At 72.4% G+C, this 18818-nt stretch carries 16 protein-coding genes; 7 read left to right on the top strand and 9 right to left on the bottom strand.

Annotated elements, in window-relative coordinates:
• Positions 1 to 56 precede the first annotated feature (56 nt).
• Positions 57 to 1061 carry a methylmalonyl Co-A mutase-associated GTPase MeaB gene (gene meaB, locus ACNAW0_RS13590; protein ID WP_416288184.1) on the bottom strand — a complete coding sequence of 335 codons (1005 nt, stop codon included), beginning with the start codon at positions 1059 to 1061 and terminating at the stop codon, positions 57 to 59.
• A 2-nt stretch (positions 1062 to 1063) separates the two neighbouring features.
• Positions 1064 to 2257: an acetyl-CoA C-acetyltransferase gene (locus tag ACNAW0_RS13595; RefSeq protein WP_416288185.1), complete on the bottom strand. Its 1194-nt coding sequence runs from the start codon at positions 2255 to 2257 to the stop codon at positions 1064 to 1066.
• Between the two features lie 61 nt (positions 2258 to 2318).
• Here ACNAW0_RS13595 and mce point away from each other — a divergent pair, with 61 nt between their 5' ends.
• The 5 genes from mce (at position 2319) to ACNAW0_RS13620 (ending at position 9814) form a co-directional block, all read left to right on the top strand.
• Complete coding sequence (gene mce, locus ACNAW0_RS13600) at positions 2319 to 2792, top strand: methylmalonyl-CoA epimerase (protein WP_416288186.1); 474 nt, start codon at positions 2319 to 2321, stop codon at positions 2790 to 2792.
• Between the two features lie 293 nt (positions 2793 to 3085).
• Positions 3086 to 4441 carry a crotonyl-CoA carboxylase/reductase gene (gene ccrA / locus ACNAW0_RS13605; RefSeq protein WP_416288203.1) on the top strand — a complete coding sequence of 452 codons (1356 nt, stop codon included), beginning with the start codon at positions 3086 to 3088 and terminating at the stop codon, positions 4439 to 4441.
• 304 nt (positions 4442 to 4745) lie between these two features.
• The gene (locus ACNAW0_RS13610; protein ID WP_416288187.1) at positions 4746 to 5996 is read left to right on the top strand and encodes a DivIVA domain-containing protein; all 1251 of its coding nucleotides are present in this window, start codon (positions 4746 to 4748) and stop codon (positions 5994 to 5996) included.
• 167 nt (positions 5997 to 6163) lie between these two features.
• Positions 6164 to 8413 carry a hypothetical protein gene (locus tag ACNAW0_RS13615; RefSeq protein ID WP_416288188.1) on the top strand — a complete coding sequence of 750 codons (2250 nt, stop codon included), beginning with the start codon at positions 6164 to 6166 and terminating at the stop codon, positions 8411 to 8413.
• 231 nt (positions 8414 to 8644) lie between these two features.
• Positions 8645 to 9814, top strand: coding sequence for an AI-2E family transporter (locus ACNAW0_RS13620; protein WP_416288189.1), 1170 nt, complete (start codon positions 8645 to 8647; stop codon positions 9812 to 9814).
• Positions 9815 to 9818: 4 nt separating this feature from the next.
• Here the strand turns inward: ACNAW0_RS13620 and ACNAW0_RS13625 are convergent, their stop codons facing one another.
• The 6 genes from ACNAW0_RS13625 to ACNAW0_RS13650 all read right to left on the bottom strand — a co-directional run bounded on the left by ACNAW0_RS13625 (position 9819) and on the right by ACNAW0_RS13650 (position 15746).
• The gene (locus ACNAW0_RS13625; protein ID WP_416288190.1) at positions 9819 to 10628 is read right to left on the bottom strand and encodes an alpha/beta hydrolase; all 810 of its coding nucleotides are present in this window, start codon (positions 10626 to 10628) and stop codon (positions 9819 to 9821) included.
• A gap of 66 nt (positions 10629 to 10694) precedes the next feature.
• The gene (locus ACNAW0_RS13630) at positions 10695 to 11021 is read right to left on the bottom strand and encodes a hypothetical protein (protein ID WP_416288191.1); all 327 of its coding nucleotides are present in this window, start codon (positions 11019 to 11021) and stop codon (positions 10695 to 10697) included.
• Between the two features lie 67 nt (positions 11022 to 11088).
• A complete protein-coding gene (locus tag ACNAW0_RS13635; protein WP_416288192.1) occupies positions 11089 to 12135 on the bottom strand; it encodes a hypothetical protein in 1047 nt (348 codons plus the stop codon).
• Positions 12132 to 12626, bottom strand: a complete 495-nt coding sequence (locus ACNAW0_RS13640; RefSeq protein WP_416288193.1) for a SigE family RNA polymerase sigma factor — start codon at positions 12624 to 12626, stop codon at positions 12132 to 12134. The genes ACNAW0_RS13635 and ACNAW0_RS13640 overlap by 4 nt, the downstream gene beginning before the upstream one ends.
• A gap of 40 nt (positions 12627 to 12666) precedes the next feature.
• Positions 12667 to 14457, bottom strand: a complete 1791-nt coding sequence (locus ACNAW0_RS13645) for a 3-hydroxyacyl-CoA dehydrogenase family protein (RefSeq protein ID WP_416288194.1) — start codon at positions 14455 to 14457, stop codon at positions 12667 to 12669.
• Between the two features lie 224 nt (positions 14458 to 14681).
• Positions 14682 to 15746 carry an alpha/beta hydrolase gene (locus ACNAW0_RS13650; RefSeq protein WP_416288195.1) on the bottom strand — a complete coding sequence of 355 codons (1065 nt, stop codon included), beginning with the start codon at positions 15744 to 15746 and terminating at the stop codon, positions 14682 to 14684.
• 144 nt (positions 15747 to 15890) lie between these two features.
• On the opposite strand from ACNAW0_RS13650, the gene ACNAW0_RS13655 reads away from it, so the two are divergent.
• Complete coding sequence (locus ACNAW0_RS13655) at positions 15891 to 17393, top strand: aldehyde dehydrogenase family protein (RefSeq protein WP_416288196.1); 1503 nt, start codon at positions 15891 to 15893, stop codon at positions 17391 to 17393.
• Positions 17394 to 17420: 27 nt separating this feature from the next.
• Here ACNAW0_RS13655 and nucS read toward each other — a convergent pair whose 3' ends face one another.
• Positions 17421 to 18080 carry an endonuclease NucS gene (gene nucS / locus ACNAW0_RS13660; RefSeq protein ID WP_402859005.1) on the bottom strand — a complete coding sequence of 220 codons (660 nt, stop codon included), beginning with the start codon at positions 18078 to 18080 and terminating at the stop codon, positions 17421 to 17423.
• Positions 18081 to 18151: 71 nt separating this feature from the next.
• Between nucS and ACNAW0_RS13665 the strand changes: the two genes are divergently transcribed.
• Positions 18152 to 18769, top strand: coding sequence for a DUF4126 domain-containing protein (locus ACNAW0_RS13665; protein WP_416288197.1), 618 nt, complete (start codon positions 18152 to 18154; stop codon positions 18767 to 18769).
• The last annotated feature ends 49 nt before the right edge of the window (positions 18770 to 18818 follow it).

The following is an 18818-nucleotide window of genomic DNA, read 5'->3' on the forward strand; positions in this document are numbered from 1 at the left end:
CGACCGCCATGAGTCGGTGCGAGCGTACTAGTCGGACGAGATCCGCAGTGGACCCGTCAGCCGCCGAGTTGGGCCAGCAGTTCGGCGGCGGCCGCGTACGGGTCGACCGCGCCCTCGGCCACCTTGGCGGCGAGCGTCGGCAGTTGCGTACCGTCGCGCAGCGAGCCGATCCGATCCCGGAGGGTGCCGAGCGCGATCGCCTCGATCTCGGCGGCGGCCCGCGCCTCCCGGCGGCGGCGCAGCTCGCCGTGCCGCTCCAGCCAGTCGCGGTGCTTGTCGACGGCGGCGGCGATGTCGTCGATCCCCTCGCCGCGCATGGCGATCGCCCGGACCACCTGCGGCCGCCACTCGCCCGGCCCGCGCTCGCCCAGCGCGATCATGCCCTGGATGTCGCGGACGGTGGCGTCGGCGCCGTCCCGGTCGGCCTTGTTGACCACGAAGACGTCGGCGATCTCCAGGATGCCGGCCTTGACCGCCTGGATGGCGTCGCCCATGCCCGGGGCGAGCAGCACCAGCGTGGTGTCGGCCAGCGAGGCCACCTCGACCTCGGCCTGCCCGACGCCGACGGTCTCCACCAGCACCACGTCGCAGCCGGCGCCCTCCAGCACCCGGACCGCCTGTGGCGTTGCCGCGGAGAGCCCGCCGAGGTGCCCGCGGCTGGACATCGAGCGGATGTAGACGCCGGGGTCGGTGGCGTGGTCCTGCATGCGGACCCGGTCGCCGAGGATCGCCCCGCCGGTGAACGGGCTGGACGGGTCGATGGCCAGCACGCCCACCCGGTGGCCGCGCGCCCGCAGCGCCCGGACCAGCTCGTTCGTGGTGGTCGACTTGCCCACCCCGGGCGACCCGGTCAGCCCGACCACCTGGGCGTGCCCGGCGTACGGCGCGAGAGTCGCCGCGACCTGCGGCAGCACCTCGTCGCCGGACTCGACCAGGGTGATCAGCCGGGCCACCGCGCGGGGGTCGCCCGCGCGGGCCCGGTCCACCAGCATCGGTACGTCCCGGCTGCGGCGCACCGATGCGGCGGCCGTAGCCGGGACGTTCTCGATGGCGTCTGCCACGGTCAGCTCTCGCTGCCGTCCGGCACGTGGATGATCAGCGCGTCGCCCTGGCCGCCACCGCCGCAGAGCGCGGCCGCGCCGGTGCCGCCGCCCCGACGCTTGAGTTCCAGCGCCAGGGTGAGCACGAGCCGGGCGCCGGACATGCCGATCGGGTGGCCGAGCGCGATGGCGCCACCGTTGACGTTGACCTTGTCCGGGCTGATGCCCAGATCACGCGTGGACTGGATGCCGACCGCCGCGAACGCCTCGTTGATCTCGATGAGGTCGAGGTCGGCGACGTTCAGGCCGGCCTTCTTCAACGCGTGGTTGATGGCGTTGGACGGCTGCGAGTGCAGGGAGTTGTCCGGCCCGGCCACGTTGCCGTGCGCCCCGATCTCGGCCAGCCAGGTCAGCCCCAGCTCCTTGGCCTTGGCCTTGCTCATCACGACCACGGCGGAGGCGCCGTCGGAGATCGGCGAGGAGCTGCCGGCGGTGATGGTCCCGTCCTTGGTGAACGCCGGGCGGAGCTTGGCCAGCGACTCGGCGGTGGTGTCCGGCCGGATGCCCTCGTCCTCGCTGATAACCAGCGGGTCGCCCTTACGCTGCGGGATGATCACCGGAGTGATCTCGTCGGCGAAATGCCCGTTCTTCTGGGCGGCGGCGGCACGCTGGTGGCTGGCGGCGGCGAAGGCGTCCTGCTCCCCGCGGGTGATGCCGTGCTTCGCCCCGTGCCGCTCGGTCGACTCGCCCATCGAGCAGCAGTCCCAGGCGTCGGTGAGGCCGTCCAGGGCCATGTGGTCCTTGATCGTCACGTCGCCGTACTTGTAGCCGCCGCGCTGGCCGAGCAGCAGGTGCGGGGCGTTGGTCATCGACTCCATGCCGCCGGCCACCACGATGTCGAACTCGCCGGCCCGGATGAGCTGGTCGGCTAGGGCGATCGCGTCCAGACCGGAGAGGCAGACCTTGTTGATCGTCAGCGCCGGGGTGGTCATCGGGATGCCGGCCTCGGCCGCCGCCTGGCGGGCCGGGATCTGACCCGCGCCGGCCTGGAGCACCTGCCCCATGATCACGTACTGCACCTGGTCGGCGGCCACGCCGGCGCGCTCCAGCGCCGCCTTGATCGCGATGCCACCGAGCTTGGTCGCCGGGAGATCCTTGAGGTTGCCCAGCAGGCGCCCCATGGGGGTCCGCGCGCCGCTGATGATCACCGAAGCCATGCCTGCCTCCGAGGGGGTGCCGACCTGTACGCCTTAACGATTGTTCGGTCAGACTAGCGCCATGGCTGAGAATCACCCCGTCGAGCCCGCTGCCGACTATGTCACAGACATCGGCCTGCGCCGCATCGACCATGTGGGGGTCGCCGTGGCCGACCTGGACGCCGCGATCGACTTCTACCAGCGCACCTTCGGGATGCGCTGCGTGCACATCGAGACCAACGCCGAGCAGGGCGTACGCGAGGCGATGCTGGCCGTCGGGCCGACCACCGAGGGCGGGTGCGTGCAGTTGCTCGCCCCGCTCTCGCCGGAGTCGACGATCGCGAAGTTCCTGGACCGCAACGGGCCGGGCGTGCAGCAGGTCGCGTACACGGTGGCCGACATCGACGCGGCCTGCGCGGCGCTGCGCGAGCGGGGCGTACGGCTGCTCTACGAGACCCCGAAGCGGGGCACCGCCGACTCCCGGATCAACTTCGTGCACCCGAAGGACGCCGGCGGCGTCCTGATCGAGCTGGTCGAGCCGGCCGCCGATCTGTAAGGAGGGGCCCCTTATTAACACACGGGTGTTAATAAGGGGCCCCTCCTTAAGGCAGGGCCGCGGCGCGGCGATGCGCGGTACGGGCCTTCCGCGGACACCTCCACGCATCGGCGCATGCCGTTTTTCACAGAAGGCTTCCGACCTTAGCTACCGTTCAGTAATGTCCGCCCCACGGCAGCGCGACCGGCGCCGGACGTGTCGATTGCCGACATGGCGGCCCCGTCGCACCGACGCCGACGATGGCAGCACCCCTGCCCCGGTGCGGTGCGGGGGCGGACGAACGGGAGGTCACCGTGCAGGACATTCTCGAAGCGATCATGGCGGCGGAAGGCTCCTCGCGGCCGGAGCGGGAACTCGCCGGCCTCGCCGGCCTGCCCGTACCGGAGAGCTACCGGGGCGTGGTCGTCCGCGCCGAGGACACCCGGATGTTCGACGGCATGGCCACCCGGGACAAGGACCCGCGCAAGGCGCTGCACCTGCAGGAGGTGCCCACCCCCGAACTCGGCCCGGGTGAGGCGTTGATCGCGGTGCTGGCCAGCGCCATCAACTACAACACCGTCTGGACCGGCATCTTCGAGCCGCTGCCCACCTTCAGGTTCCTCCAGCGCTACGGCCGAATATCCGACCTGGCCCGCCGCCACGACCTGCCGTACCACGTGGTGGGGTCGGACGCGGCCGGCGTGGTGCTGCGGACCGGGCCCGGGGTGACCCGGTGGAAGGCCGGCGACGAGGTGGTCGCGCACTGCCTCTCCGTGGAGCTGGAGGACGCCGCGGGCCACGACGACACCATGCTCGACCCGCAGCAGCGGATCTGGGGCTTCGAGACCAACTTCGGCGGCCTGGCCGAGCTGGCCGTGGTCAAGGCCAACCAGCTCATGCCGAAGCCGCGCCACCTGAGCTGGGAGGAAGCGGCCAGCCCGGGGCTGGTCAACTCCACCGCGTACCGGCAGCTGGTGTCCCACCACGGGGCGAACATGAAGCAGGGTGACGTGGTGCTGATCTGGGGCGCCTCCGGCGGCCTGGGCAGCTACGCCACCCAGCTGGCCCTGGGCGGCGGCGCCATCCCGGTCTGCGTGGTCTCCTCACCCGAGAAGGCCGAGCTGTGCCGGCGGATGGGCGCCGAGCTGGTCATCGACCGGGCCGCTGAGGGTTTCCGGTTCTGGAAGGACGAGGAGACTCAGGACCCGGACGAGTGGCGCCGGTTCGGCGAGCGGATCCGCGAGCTGACCGGCGGCGAGGACCCGGACATCGTCTTCGAGCACCCCGGCCGGGAGACCTTCGGCGCCAGCGTCTACGTCGCCAAGCGCGGCGGCACCATCGTCACCTGCGCCTCCACCAGCGGCTACCAGCACCAGTACGACAACCGCTACCTCTGGATGCACCTCAAGCGGATCGTCGGCAGCCACTTCGCCAACTACCGCGAGGCGTGGCAGGCCAACCGCCTGGTGGCGCTCGGCAAGGTGCACCCGACCGTGTCGAGGACCTACCCGCTGGAGCAGACCGGCCAGGCCGCGTACGAGGTGCACCGCAACACGCACCAGGGCAAGGTCGGGGTGCGCTGCCTCGCCCCGGCGGACGGGCTCGGCGTCCGGGACACTGAGCTGCGCGCCCGGCACGAGACGGCGATCAACCGGTTCCGCGGCCACTGACCCTGCTGCCCGGCGAGCCGGACAGCGCCGTCCGGCTGATCCCGGGCCGCCCGTGGAGGCGAGGAGGCATTGCCTTTCCGACCCCCCGGGGCGCCATTTGTTCGATGCTCGACAAAGGGCCGTGGGGGAACATCCCGAGGCCCTTTCCCGGCCGCCTCGCATCCGGTCCGGCGCGCCCCGGGACCTGCCAAGATCGCCGTTCGCTCCGGCTCCGCCCAGGGGCCGGAAGGTGACCATGTAAAGAGGACACGAAAGGTTCGTACCGCTCTTGGAAGCAGCCTGGGGCGTCTGCCAGTATGTCCCAATGCCCCAGCAGCAGTCCTCCCCTCTCGCGTTCTTCGACAACGCGAACTCCCAGCCAGACTTCACCGTCGGCCTGCGCGGATACAACACCAGTCAGGTCGACGACTTCATTGGCCGGCTCAGCGCCGCGCTGAGCCAGTCCGAGCAGGCTCGGGCCGAGGCCGAGCAGCGGATGAACGACGCCCAGCGCCGGCTCCGCCAGGCCGAGCAGCGCCAGAGCGCGCTCGAGCTGAAGCTCTCCGAGACCAACAAGCAGCTCGAGGAGAACAACCGACCGACCCTCTCCGGCCTGGGCACCCGGGTCGAGCAGATCCTCCGGCTGGCCGAAGAGCAGGCCAACGACCACCGCAACGAGGCCAAGCGCGAGTCGGAGGGCATCCTCTCCGCCGCCCGGCTGGAGGCGCGGGAGATCACCGACAAGGCGCGCGCCGAGGCGGCCGCGATGAAGGCCAACGCCGAGCGGGAGGCCGGCAGTGTCCGTACCACCGCCGAGCGGGAGGCCGCCGAGGTCCGGGTGCAGGCCCGCCGCGAGGCGGACACCCTGCGCGCCGACGCCGAGCGGGAGACCAAGCAGCTGCGTACGGTCACCGCGCACGAGGTGGCCGAGCTGAAGTCCACCGTCGAGCGGGAGGTCGCCACCCTGCGGGCCACCGCCGAGCGGGAGATCACCCAGCAGCGGGCGAAGGCCGCCCGGGAGGCCGAGGAGAAGCGCGCCGAGGCGACCAAGCTGTTGACCGACGCGCGGGACAAGCGCGACAAGGACCTCCAGGCCCTGGAGCTCCAGCTCGCCGAGCGGCGGGAGAAGGCCGAGCGCGAGGAGTCGGAGCGGCACGCCGCCCAGGTCGCGCAGACCCAGAAGCTGGTCAGCGAGGCCGAGCAGCGGGCCCGGGCCGCCCATGATCGGGCCAAGGAGATCGAGCAGCGGGCCGAGGCCCGCCGAGTCGAGTCCGAGCGCACCGCCAACGAGACGGTCGACAAGGCCAAGGCGCTGGCCGAGAAGACGCTGGGCGAGGCGAAGGCCGAGGCGCAGCGCCTGCTCAACGAGGCCCGCACCGAGGCGGACCTGACCACCCAGGCGGCCCGCCGCGAGGTCGAGGACCTCACCCGGCAGAAGGAAGCCGTCACCTCGCAGCTCGGGCAGATGCTCTCCGGTCTCGCCGGCATCGTGCCGGGCGTGCCGGGCGGCGGCAACAAGGCGGAGGGGGCCAAGGCCGACGGCACCGAGGGAAAGATCGCGGAATCCGCGAAGTAGGACACCACCCGCAACGGGGCATAAGCCGCGGCGCGGGGTGACACCGGGTGACCGGTGCGCCCCGCGCCGTCATGCTTTCCCGCGCTTTGTCGCCACCTCGGTGAAGTGGGCCCATCATGGGCGTCCGTATCGCCCCAGCAGGGCCGGATGCGTGTGAGGATGGGGGCATGTCGCACGGCGAGGAACTGTTTGCTCTCGGCGGGGACGTGACCACGGAGCCCAGCTTCGAGTCCGCTCTGCGGGGATACGAGAAACGACAGGTCGACCGGTACGTCGCTCGCGCGGAGCACGAGATCACGGCGCTGACCGCCGAGCGGGAGCAGGCGTACACCCAGATCCACAAGCTGGCCGGCCAGGTGGAGGTCCTGCAACGCGACCTCGCCCAGGTGCGCAAGCAGGTGGGTGTGGTGGATCGGGCCTCGTTCCGGCATCTCGGTCCCCGGGTCGAGCAGATCCTCACCATGGCGGAGGAGCAGGCGGACGACATCCTCGCCGCCGCCAACGAGGAGATCGAGGCCCGCCGCGCGGCCGCCGAGCACATCATCGAGGAGGCCCGGGAGCAGTCCGCGCAGGCCCTCAAGGACTTCGAGATCGCCCTCGCCGCTCGCCGGGCCGAGGAGGAGCGGCACACGGCCGCCCGCAAGGCCGAGGCGGACACCGCCCTCAAGGCCGCCAAGGACGAGGCCGAGAAGCGGCGCCGACACGCCGAGCAGGCGCTGGCCAAGGCCCAGCAGGAGGCCACCCAGCTCCGGGACACCGCCAAGGAGATCCACACCCGCGCCCAGCAGGAGGCCACCCGGCTGCGCGAGACGGCCAAGGAGGCGCTCGCCAAGGCCCAGCAGGAGGCCACCCAGCTCCGCGAGGCGGCCAAGGAGGTGCACGCGAAGACGCAGCAGGAGGCCAAGCGCCTGACCGAGGCCGCGACCGAGGCCGGGCGGGCCACCCACGCCAAGGCCCTCGCCGAGGCCAAGAAGATCGTCGACGACGCGGAGGAGGCGGCGAAGGCGACCCGGGGCCGGGCCCGGACCGAGGCGAACCGGCTCACCACCGAGGCCGCCGAGGCCGGCAAGCGCAACCGGGCCGAGGCCGAGGCGTACATCCAGCGGGTGCGCAGCGAGACCGAGGAGGCCGGCAAGCGCAGCCGGGCCGAGGTCGAGGCGTACGTCCAGCGGATGCGCAGCGAGACCGAGGAGGCCGGCAAACGCAGCCGGGCCGAGGTCGAGGCGTACGTCCAGCAGGCCCGCGCCCAGACGCAGCAGGAGCTGGGCGCCTGGCGGGCCGGGGTGGAGAAGGAGGTCAACGCCCGGCGGGAGTCGGCCGACAAGCAGTTCGCCCAGCGCCGCGCGGCCGCCGAGCAGGAGTACGCGAAGCGCCGCGACGAGCTCGACAAGCAGCACAAGAATCGGCAGGACGAGTTGGAGAAGGCGTACGCCGCCCGGCGGAAGGAGGTTGAGCAGGGCGCCACCGCGATCCGGCAGGCGGCCGAGCAGGACGCGCTCACCATGCGCCGACGGACCGAGGATGAGGCGGCCGAGCTGCTGCGCCGCGCTGAGACGGAGGCCACCGACAAGCGCCGCAAGGCCGACGATCACGTTGCCGCCTCCCGTCGCCAGTTCGAGGAGTACGCCGCCACCACCCAGCAGCACCTGGCCACGACCCAGCAGCACCTGGCCGCCACCCAGCAGGAGGTGGCCGCCGGCCGACAGCAGCTCGCCCAGGTGATGCTGGAGATCGCCAACGCCCAGCAGGAACTGGCCGACCTGCGGACCGAGACCTGGAAGTCCCGCCAGGAGTCCGACGACCTCGAGCGTCAGCTGGCCGAGCTGCGGCTGACGGCGGGCACCGAATCGACCGGTCTCGCCGCCACTCCGGTCTCCCCGGGCCGGCTTCCCGCCAAGCCCGGCGGCGACGCCGGTTCAGCGCCGCCGGCCGGCAAGGGGGTGCCGGTGACCGCCAAGGGAAGCACCACGGCCTCCCCCACCGGCGGCGGGCCGACCCCGGCCGCGACCAAGGAGCCGGCAGGGGCCACGGCCCCGGCCACCGAGCCGGCCGCGACCAAGGAACCCGCGGGTGCCACGGCCGCGACCAAGGAGCCCGCGGCGGCCACGGAACCAGCCGCGACCAAGGAGCCGGCAGGCGCCACGGCCGCGGCCAGGGAGCCCGGGGCGGCGCAGGAGCCGGCGGCCGAGGCGGGCAGCGCGCGGCCCGTCGGCGAGCCGGTGACCACCGTGGACGGGGGCACCGCCACCGCCGGCGTGGACGGCGAGCCGACCGTCGCCGCCGTGCCGGGCGAGGGCGGCCGGAACGCCACCCCCACCAAGATCACCAGCACCGGCGAGAACGGCAAGCGCCCGACCAAGCCCACCACCGACGAGCGCAGCGCCAAACCGAGCACGGTCACCGTCGAGAAGGACTGACCCCGCGGCCAGCCCCGCCACGGCCGCCCTCTGGCCCGCACACCACCCGACAGGCGCTACGTCCGAAGCACCAGTTGTGGGTACGAGCCCGTCGCGGTGTGCGACCCGGCGCGGGTCCCCGTGGGTCGCTGCCAGTGCCGGATCGTGATGGCCGACTTGAGCGCCGCCCCGCTACTCTCCGGGCAGGAAGGGCCCGTACTTTGGGCCAGGGTGGGGTCCGGGGAGGTCCTGATGCGCGAGGGCACGTTGGGCGACACCCGACCGGGGGACGAGGACGTGCCCCGGCCCGAGCCCGACGCGGTTGGCGGGGGTCAGCAGCCCACCGTCGACGAGCCGACCGAGTTCGAGCCGAGCGGACGGTTCGGCGTACCGGGCAAGCCGCTGCGTCGCAGCCCCTTCCTGGTCGGCTTCACCGGGGCGCTCGGCGTGCTGCTGGCGTACACGGTCTTCCTGGGCATCCGCAACGCCGCCGGCATCCTGGTGCTGGTGGTCATCGCGATCTTCCTCGCCATCGGCCTGCACCCGGCGGTGGTCCGGCTACGCGGCTGGGGGCTGCCGCACGGACTGGCGGTGGCGGTGGTGGCGCTCACCATGGTGCTGCTGATCGTCGGCGCCGTGCTGGCGCTGGTGCCTCCGGTGGTGACCCAGTCCGGCCAGTTCATCGCGCACCTCCCCGGCTACGTCGAGGAGCTGCGCCGCAACCCCACCGTCAACGACCTCGTCGAGCGGTACGACGTGATGGAACGGGTCCGGGCGGCGGCGGACGCGGACACCGTCGGCCGGGCTCTCGGCGGCGTGCTGGGCGGGGCGCAGCTGATCTTCGGCACCCTCTTCCGGGCGCTGACCGTGCTGGTGCTGACGATCTACTTCCTGGCCTACTTCGACAAGCTACGCAACCTCGGGTACGCGCTGGTGCCGCGCACCCGCCGGACGCGGTTCCGCCTGATCGGCGACGAGATCCTGACCCGGGTCGGCGCGTACATGGTGGGGGCGCTGGCCATCGCGGTGCTGGCCGGGGCGAGCACGTTCGTCTTCGCGCTGATCGTCGGGTTGCCGTACCCCTTCGCGCTGGCCGTGGTGGTCGCGGTGACCGACCTGATCCCGCAGATCGGGGCGACCCTGGGCGCGGCGGTGGTGTCGCTGCTGGGCTTCGCCACCGACCTGCCGGTGGGGGTCGCCTGCCTGGTGTTCTTCGTGGTCTACCAGCAGGTGGAGAACTACCTCATCTACCCGAAGGTGATGCGCCGGGCGGTGTCGGTGAACGAGGTGGCCGCGCTGCTGGCCGCGCTGCTCGGCGTGTCGCTGCTGGGCGTGGTCGGGGCGCTGCTCGCCATCCCGACGGTGGCCGCCGTCCAGTTGATCCTCCGCGAGGTGGTCCTGCCCCGGCAGGAGGCCCGCTGACCGGTCAGCCCGCCTGCCGCTGCTGCGGGCCGGGCACCGGGGTGTCCGCGAAGGCGGCCACCGTCCGGTCGGCGTACGCGCTGACGTCGCCGGTCTCCATCGGGCCGTCCCAGGTGGTCGGCAGCGGCACCGGCACGGCCGGGTTGACCCGCCGGACGATCTCGTCGAGCACGGTCTCCGCGTCGCCCACCCACAGGTGCTTGGCGCCGGGCACCCCGACCACCTCGGCCTGCGGCACGGCCGCGAAGCGCTGCCGGGCCTCGTCCGGGCGGAGGTAGTCGTCGAACTCGGGCACCAGGGCGGTGAGCGGCTTGCCCGACTCCGCCCAGACGGTCAGGTCCGCGGGCGTGGAGAAACGCAGTGGCGGGGAGAGCAGGACAGCTCCGGCCACCGCCGGGTCGCAGCCGTACTTCAGCGTCAGGTCGGTGCCGAACGACCAGCCGACCAGCCAGATGTTCGGCAGCTCCTGGAACTCGGCGTACTCGATGGCGGCGGCGACGTCGAACCGCTCACCGACCGCGCCGTCGAAGGTGCCCTCGCTGGTGCCGCGGACGCTGCTGGTGCCGCGGGTGTTGAACCGGAGCACGGCCAGATCGGCCAGCGCGGGCAACCGCCAGGCCGCCTTGCGGAACACGTGGCTGTCCATCATCCCGCCATGGGTGGGCAGCGGGTGCAGGCAGACCAGGGTGCCCGCCGGTGCCCGGTCCAGCGGCCGGGCCAACTCACCGACCAGCGTCAGCCCGTCGGCGGTGTGCAGTTCGATGTCCTCCCGGTGACCGGGCAGGATCGACGACGCACGGATCGGTGTGCTCACCGTCCCAGTGTGGCGCGCCACCGCCCGCCCCGCCCGCCGGGGCGCGAACAGGGTGATCCAGATCGCTCAGCCGTAGCGCGGGGCACCTCGCCCGCGCTGGAGGTTCGGCCCGCGCCGGTCCCGGGCCCCCCAACAGCCGCTGTGCCAGTGCCGCCGGTCGGTCAGGTCGCCCCGGTCGTCGGCCGGCCAGGCCACCACGTGCGCCACCCCCGGGCGAATCTCCTGGTCACAGCCGGGACAGCGGTACGTCTTGATCGACGCCCCGCCGCTGATCCCACGTACCTGCCAGTCGCCGTCGCGCCACTGCTGGACCGTGGGCACGCCCTGACGTCCCCGGTCGGAGTCCAGGCGGGTGGTGTCGTCCCGGCGGGGACGGTTACGACGGGGGCTCACGGTTTCAAGCGTACGGTCCGCCGGCCGGCCCGACCCGGGACGGGCGGCCCGGCCGTGTGCCCTCGGCTCAGTCCCAGGTTTCCGGGCGGCTGACGTCCTTCGCCACCCGCGCCCCGACCAGCACCGTCGCGGCGTCCGCCTCGGTGAAGCCCTTCCCCGGCCAACCGAAGTTCACGATCAGGTGAGCCTTGGAGATGCCGAGCAGCTCCAGGTTGTCCCCGTACCGGTAGGCAGGGCGGCCGTTGATGGTCAGGTTGCCGTCGGTACGACCGCCCGCTATCTGCGCCCCGTACCGGAGCTCGACATACATGGCCGCCGCCCGGGGCCCCGCGATGGTGAACGAGACGATCATCGCCCCCGGAAATGTCGCGACGTCTACGGCGCACCTGCTCACCGTGGCCCCTTCGGGCAGGTGGGTGAACCGCACCGGCCCGCCGCACCGGCGTGCCTCGTCCCACCGGACCGCTTCGACGGCCCCGGTGAGGGCGAACGGGTCTGTTGCGCGCATGCTCGCCCGGGCGTAGAGCCCGGTTGCCGGCCGCCACCAGGTGACATATCCGGGGCTGCCGTCGTTCAGCGCCACACGTTGGATGGTGCCGTCGAAGGTTGCCTCCGGCAGCGCATCCACCGACCATCCCTCAATGCCCACCTCGTCGAAGGCCGCGGCGGAACGGGCCACCTCGACGGTGACCGCCCGCCCACCCCCGGCGTCGAACCGAACCGACTCGACCTGGCGTCCGTCGACCTCCCAGCCCAGATAGCGGACCTTGGCCGGGTCGACGCCCAGATGCAGCACCTGCGGGTCGGTGCCGACTAGGTCGGGCCGCTGGGCGGCACCTGGCACCCCGTCAGCCCGGGGCGGTACGGGCGCGGCGACGTCCGGTGTGGCCGCGGTCCACGGCGGCCGGCCGGGAAGCCCGGTGATGCCCGTCCCGGTCACCCCGACGACGGCGAGCACCCCGACCAGGGCGAGCGCGCCGCCCGTCACGGCCCGGCGGCGCAGCCGCCGCCGGCGTCCCCGGGCCCGGGACCGGTTCAGCAGCCGGTGGGTGTCGATCTCCCCTTCGGCGCGCTCCCGCAGCACCGAGGCGATCCGCTGGTCGAGGTCGGTCACGACTGGCTCCCGTTGGTCGTCGGGATGCCGCAGCGCTCCCGCAGGTGGGTGAGCGCCCGCATCGCGTGCGTACGGACGGTGACCGGGGAGCAGTCGAGGATCTGGGCGATCGTGGCGTCGTCCAGATCCTCGTAGTAGCGCAGCACCAGCACGGCGCGCTGGCGGTCGGGCAGCGCCCGGATCAACCGCCACATCTCGTCCCGGTCGGCCGCCTCGCCGCTCACGTCGTCGCGGTCGGCCCGCTCGGCGAAGGTGTCCACGGCCAACTCCCGGTTGGACCGCCGGCGCCACCACGAGTTGTTGGCGTTGACCAGCATCCGCCGCACGTAAACGTCGGGCCGGTCGGCTCGGGCGATCTTGCGCCAGTGCACGTACGCCCGCGCCAGGACGTCCTGGGTCAGGTCCTCGGCCCGGTGCTCGTCGCCGGTCAGCAGCCGGGCCAGGCGCAACAGGGCTGGGCCGCGGCTGCCGACGTACTCCTCGAAGGTCACACCCTCAAGACGCCGTCACCCGCGTCCTATGTTGACCGGATCAGCGGTTGGTGTGGTCGCGGAAGCCACGACCGCTCTTGCGGCCGACGTAGCCGGCGGTGACCAGGTGCTCCAGCAACGGCGCGGGCGCGAAGCCGGGCTCCCGCAGCTCCAGGTAGAGCTCCCGCTGGATGGCCAGCGCGACGTCCAGGCCGACCACGTCGAGCAGCTCGAACGGACCCATCGGGTAGCCGCAACCCAGCTTCATCGCGTGGTCGATGTCGTCGGCGGTCGAGTAGCTGGCCTCCAGCATCTTCACCGCGTCGTTCAGGTACGGGAAGAGCAGCGCGTTGACGATGAAGCCGGACCGGTCGCCACACAGCACGCCGGTCTTGCCGAGCGCGGCGCAGACCGCCCGCGCGGTGGCGGTGGTCTCCGCCGAGGTACGGATGGTCCGCACGATCTCCATCAGCGGCATGATCGGCGCCGGGTTGAAGAAGTGCAGGCCGATCACATCCGCCGGGCGTTGGGTGGCCATCGCCACGTCGATCACCGACAGCGAGGAGGTGGTGGTGGCGAGCACCACGCCCGGCTTGCAGATCTCGTCGAGGCTGGCGAAGAGGGCCTTCTTGACGCTCAGCTCCTCGACCACCGCCTCGACCACCAGGTCGACGTCGGCCAGGTGCTCCAGGGTGGCAGACCAGGTGACCCGGCCGAGCGCGGCCTCCCGCTCCTCCTCGCTCAGCTTGCCCTGGACCACGCCCTTGTTCAGCGAGGTCTTGACCGCCTCGCACACCTTCGCCGACTTCTCCGCGCCCCGGGTCACCGAGATGACCTCGTACCCGCCCTTGGCGAAGACCTCGATGATGCCGGTGGCCATGGTGCCGGAGCCCACCACGCCCACCTTGGCGACGACCCGAGCGCCGTCGGCCAGCGCGACCTCCGTCGCCGCCGGCGTCTGCTCGTCCGGTACGACCTTTGGCGAGCCCGGCCGCTCGTAGGTGTAGAAGCCACGGCCGGACTTCCGGCCCAGCAGCCCGGCGGTGACCATCTGCTTGATCAGCGGCACCGGGGCGTGCCGGCGGTCCCGGCCGCCGCGCCGGTACATGGTGTCCAGGATCTCGTACGCGGTGTCCAGGCCGATCAGGTCCATCAGCGCCAGCGGGCCCATCGGCAGGCCGCAGCCGAGCTTCATCGCGGCGTCGATGTCCTCGCGGCTGGCGTAGCGCGCCTCGAACATGCCCACCGCGTGGTTGAGGTAGCCGAAGAGCAGCGCGTTGGCGATGAAGCCGGCCCGGTCGTTGATGGTCACGTCGACCTTGCCGAGCCGCTCGCAGAGCGCTTCCACGTCGGCGACCACGTCGGCGGAGGTGACCACTGTGCGGACCACCTCGACCAGCTTCATCACCGGGGCCGGGTTGAAGAAGTGGATGCCGATGACCTGGTTGGGCCGGGTGGTGGCGACGGAGATCTCGGTGACGCTCAGCGAGGACGTGTTGGTGGCCAGGATCGCCTCGGGCTTGCAGACCCGGTCCAGCTCGGCGAAGATCCGCTGCTTCAGGTCCAGGTGCTCGGGGACGGCCTCGATGACCAGGTCGACCGAGTGCAGCGCGCCCAGCCCGACCTGGAAGTCGACCCGGGACAACAGCGCGTCCCGGTCGGCCTCGGCGAGCTTGCCCTTGGCCACCGCCCGGTCGGTCGAGCCGGTGAGGGTGGCGCGGCCGCGCTCCAGGGCGGCCGAGGAGATCTCCACGGCCACCACCTCGATGCCGTTGCGGGCGAACACCTCGACGATGCCGGCACCCATGGTGCCCAGACCCACCACGCCCACACTGGTGAACTCGCGCGCCACGAGCGGCCTCCCCTGGTCGACTCCGCCACTGTCACTTGAACGGCGGCTAAGGTTATGCGCCGGAGTCTGCCACGTGACGCTACCTTGTCGAGACGCCGTGGGGTATTTCACGACGTCCGTCACTCTCCGCCTCGGGCGGCGGTCGGTGACCCGACGGATGCGGCCGTACCTGGGGCCCAACGGATGCGGCGGTGCCGGCGACGGGCCCGGCCCGGCGCGCCGGGTCAGGCCGTCGCGGGCGTGCCGGCCAGCGCGAGCAGCTCCGCGACGAACTCGGCCGGCCGCTCCAGGTGCGGGCTGTGGCCGCAGCCAGGCAGCACCACCTCCCGGTACGTCCCGCCGGCCGCCGCGTACCGGTCGAGGACCGCCCGGGTCTGGCCGACCATGGGCTGCGGCGGACAGTCCGCCGCTCCCGGCCAGCCCGGCAGCACCCCGAGCGACCCCAGGTTGGCCAGGTCGAACAGCGAGGTGTCCGAGACGATCACGTCGGCGTCACCGCGTACCCAGGTCACCGCCGGCTTGACCGGGACGGCGACCAGCTCGTCGGCGACCCGGAACCAGGCGGGCGCCAGCGCGTTCAGCACCCCGCGCTCCCCCGCCGCCATGCCCGGCCAGTGTGCGGAGGCGACCGCCGTGCCCGGATAGTTGTCGTCCCCGGTGGCGGTGGTGAGCATGCTGTCGAGCAGCAATTCCTCGTCCGCGCCGAGCGACGCCGGGTCGGCCACGTACGCCGCGCGCAGCACGTTCCGTGGGCTGGTCGGGCCGTCCGTGCCTCGGTCCTGGGCGGCGAGCCGGGCGACGAAGTCAGGGTTGGCGCCGCCCGCGCCGGTGCCGGCGAAGTCCGGTGTGGTCGGCGTGCCGTCGAGGTCCCGGGTCCCCCCGAAGCCGTACGGGGAGACGGGCGCCTCAAGCAGCAGGCCGGCCACCCGGTCGGGGTGGTCGACCAGCAGCCGCATCGCCACCCCGCCGCCCAGCGAGTGGCCGACCACCACCGGCCGCGCGCCGGAGGCGAACAGCCCGGGGGCGTCGAGCAGGGCGGCCACGTCGTCGGCGAAGTCGCCGAGGCCCCGGGTCGCGTCGACCGGGGCGGTGTCGCTGTCGCCGTACCCCCGCAGGTCGGGCGCGACGACGCGGAGCGCCTCCGGCAGCCGGCGCAGCAGCGGCTCCCAGAACGCGGACGACGAGACGTTGCCGTGGACGAGCAGCACCGGTACGCCGTCCGGCGGGCCGGCCACCCGTACCGCCTGGGTGATGCCGTTGGCCTGGATGGTGTGCCGCTCGCTCCGCATGCGCGCATGCTTACACGGTCGAGCAGGCCCGTCCATGTGCCCGGTCGCCACCCCGGTCCGCCCTCCGGTGTGGCCGCACCCCTTCAGCTGTGGGCGCGTTCCACCGACCTACCGACGAGTAACGCTCGGGGCTAGACTTCGGCCATGACGGCTGTGCATGTCCCGGGGACCCCGGTCATCGAGGACGGCCGACTGGTTTCCACCAGCCCGGCGAGCGGCGCGGAGGTCGGGCGGCTCCCGGTGGCGACCGAGGCGGACGTGCTGGCCACGGTCGAGCGGGCCCGCGCCGCGGGCGGCTGGTGGGCCGGGCTCGGCTTCACCGGCCGGCGGGAAAGGCTGTTGCGCTGGCGGAGCCGGATCGCCCACCGGATGGAGGAGCTGGCCGAGCTGACGCACGCCGAGGGCGGGAAGCCGCTCGGCGACGCCGTGGTGGAGATCCTGACCGCGCTGGAGCACATCGACTGGGCCGCCCGCAACGCACGGCGGGTGCTCGGGCCGCGCCGGGTCCGCTCCCGGCTGATCCTCGCCGAGTTCACCGGCCACCTCGAATACCAGCCGTACGGGGTGGTCGGGGTGATCGGCCCGTGGAACTACCCCGTCTTCACCCCGATCGGCTCCGCCGGCTACGCCCTCGCGGCCGGCAACGCGGTGGTGTTCAAGCCCAGCGAGTACACCCCGGCCGTCGGTCAGTGGCTGGTGGACTGCTTCGCCGAGGTGGTGCCGGAGCAGCCGGTCCTCACCGCCGTGCACGGCCTCGGCGACGTGGGCGCCGCGCTGTGCCGCTCCGGCGTGGCCAAGGTGGCCTTCACCGGCTCGACCGCCACCGCGAAGAAGGTGATGGCCGCCTGCGCCGAGTCACTCACGCCGGTGCTGCTGGAGGCCGGCGGCAAGGACGCGCTGATCGTGGACGCGGACGCCGACCTGGACGCCGCCGCCGAGGCGTGCGTCTGGGGCGCGCTGACCAACGCCGGGCAGACCTGCATCGGCATCGAGCGGGTCTACGCGGTCGACCAGGTCTTCGACGCCTTCGTCGAGAAGGTGGTCACGAAGGCCGGCCGGCTCACCGTCGGACCGGACGACGCCGACATCGGACCGATCACCATGCCGTCCCAGCTCGACGTCATCCGCCGGCACATCGACGACGCCGTCGCGCGCGGTGGCCGGGCGGTACTCGGCGGGCCCGACGCGGTCCAGCCGCCGTACGTCCACCCGACCGTGCTGGTGGACGTTCCGGAGGACTCGGCCGCCGTCCGCGAGGAGACCTTCGGCCCGACGCTGACCGTCACCCGGGTACGCCACGTGGACGAGGCCGTCGAGCGGGCCAACTCCCTCCCGTACGGCCTGGGGGGTGCGGTCTTCGGCCGGGAGCGAGCCGTGGCGGTCGCGCGGCGGCTGCGCTCCGGGATGGCCTCGATCAACTCGACGCTCACCTTCGCCGGCATGTCCACGCTGCCCTTCGGCGGGGTCGGCGACTCCGGCTTCGGCCGCATCCACGGCGAGGACGGGCTGCGCGAGTTCGGCCGGGCCAAGGCCATCACCCGCCGCCGGGCCCGCTCCCTGCTGCCGGCGATGACCTTCGAGCGAACCCCGGCGGATGTCGCCCGCCTGGTCAAGGTCGCCAAGCTGAGGTACGGCCGGGGCCGCTGACGGGTCGGTCTAGCCGGCGCGCCGGGCTTAGAACAGCGTCAACTCGTCGCGCTCGATGCCGCGCAGCTTGTCGTAGTCGACCACCACGCAGCGGATCCCCCGGTCGGTGGCGAGCACCCGGGCCTGCGGCTTGATCTCCTGCGCGGCGAACACGCCGGTGACCGGGGCGAGCAGTGGATCGCGGTTCATCAGTTCGAGGTAGCGGGTGAGCTGCTCCACCCCGTCGATCTCGCCGCGCCGCTTCACCTCGACCGCGACCGCGCCCTGGTTGGCGTCGCGGCAGAGCAGGTCGACCGGGCCGATCGCCGTCATGTACTCGCGGCGGACCAGCGAGAAGCCCTCGCCGAGGGTCTCCGGGTTGGCGGCCAGCAGCTCCTGCAGGTGCGCCTCGACGCCGTCCTTGCGCAGGCCCGGGTCGACACCCAGCTCGTACGAGGTGTCCTGGAAGATCTCCTCCAGGGTGATTCGCAGTTCCTCGCCGGCCTTGTTGACCACCCGCCACACGCCGGGGGCCTCCTCCAGCCGGCACGGCGGGCTCATCCAGTTCAACGGCTTGTACGCCCGGTCGTCCGCGTGGATCGACACCGAGCCGTCCGCCTTGACCATGAGCAGCCGGGTGGCCGGCGGCAGGTGTGCCGAGAGCCGTCCGACGTAGTCCACCGAGCATTTCGCAATCACCAACCGCACCCGACGAGGGTAGCGGAGCAGCCGGCGCCCGCCGGCGAGCGCCACTGGCGTACCGGTGCGATATTGAGATCGTGCTCGAAGTCCTCACCGGTTCCGGTCTCGCCGCGTCGGCTGGCCTGAACGCCTACATACCGTTGCTCCTCATGGGTCTGCTGGCGCGCTACACCGACCTGGTCGACCTACCCAGCGGATGGCAGTGGCTCGGCAATGGCTGGATCATCCTGATCCTCGCCGCGCTGCTGACCATCGAGGTGGTCGCCGACAAGGTGCCAGTGGTCGACCACGTCAACGACGTGGTGCAGACGGTGGTCCGGCCGACTGCCGGCGGCCTGGCCTTCGGCGCCGGCTCCAGTTCGCATACCGTCACGGTCAGCGACCCGGACACCTTCTTCTCCTCGCACCAGTGGATACCGGTCGTGGTCGGCGTACTGATCGCGCTCGGCGTGCACCTGCTCAAGTCAGCGGCCCGCCCGGTCGTCAACGCGACCACCGCCGGCTTCGGCGCGCCGATCGCCAGCACGGCCGAAGACGCGACGAGCGCGATCATGTCGGTGGTGGCGATCCTGCTGCCGGTGCTGGTGCTGGTGTTTCTGCTCGGGTTCGTCGCGTTCCTGTTCTGGTTCCTGCGTCGGCGCGGAGAGCGGCATCGGGAGCGGCAGGCGGCTCGGGCTGCTGGGTTCCGGGTCTAACGGCCCCGGAACTGCCGATCTTGGACAGTTTCCGTTCATGTCGAGCGGC

The organism is Micromonospora sp. SL1-18 (genome assembly GCF_047921505.1).
Classification (GTDB): Bacteria; Actinomycetota; Actinomycetes; order Mycobacteriales; family Micromonosporaceae; genus Micromonospora.